At 60.5% G+C, this 818-nt stretch carries 1 protein-coding gene; it reads left to right on the top strand.

Features of this window, described 5'->3' with window-relative positions:
* Window positions 1-818 (top strand): hypothetical protein (locus tag H6A60_RS11910; RefSeq protein ID WP_205104908.1); only part of this gene is annotated, 818 nt, incomplete at both ends.

The following is an 818-nucleotide window of genomic DNA, read 5'->3' as shown; positions in this document are numbered from 1 at the left end:
TTCTCCTGCAGGATTCGGGCAGCGGCACGACGATCGATGTGGCGACCGCGGTGAACGGCATTGACGGTAATCTCGCGAACGGTACTGTGACCGTTAACGGTGAAAGCAGCACCGGTCAGACGATTCGCTTTGATGTCGAACAGTCCGGCAGCGGTGCGGAAAGCGGTACGGTGGCCGAAGCCATCTACTGGTACGGAATCCGGACCTCCGGCGACGCCGGCGGTCAACAGGATCTTCAGATCACGTATTCGCTCGAAGGCATCGATATTTCCGGCGGCAAGACGCTCGTGCTCACGGGCGACGCGGACGACGCGACGGGCAACGGCAGCGTCCTCAGTGTCTACCTGACGGGCGAGGGCAACCTGCGCATTGCCGGCAATACGGTTCGCCTCAGTGAGACAAGCCGGGGGAACAACTACTCGGGCACGACGACCGTTACGAGCGGCGCAACGCTCTACGCGGAAGAAGGCACGCTTGGCCAGACAGGCACGCTTGGCAAGACCGCGCGCCTCACGACGGAGTCCGGTGCCAGTACTTATATCGAAGGCGACAACACCGTTCGCGGTTTCACACTTGCTTCGGGTGGACAGCTCGCCATTGGTTCCACCGACTCGATGAGCGGCTCGAGCGATGTGACGCTCACCATCGTTTCGTCGACCGACAAGAACACGTCTACTGACCAGATCAATCACCTTTACGGCGATCTGCACGGGCATGGTGATTTGAAGGTCGTCGGCAACGGTCAGGTTGACGAAGGCGTGGCCGCGGACCTTACGATTCACGGTTCACAGACGAGCTTCTACGGCGATCTTGTGCTC

Origin of the sequence: Sutterella massiliensis (assembly GCF_016899755.1) — a bacterium.
Lineage (GTDB): Bacteria > Pseudomonadota > Gammaproteobacteria > Burkholderiales > Burkholderiaceae_F > Sutterella > Sutterella massiliensis.
This window is presented reverse-complemented; position numbering and strand designations above follow the sequence as displayed.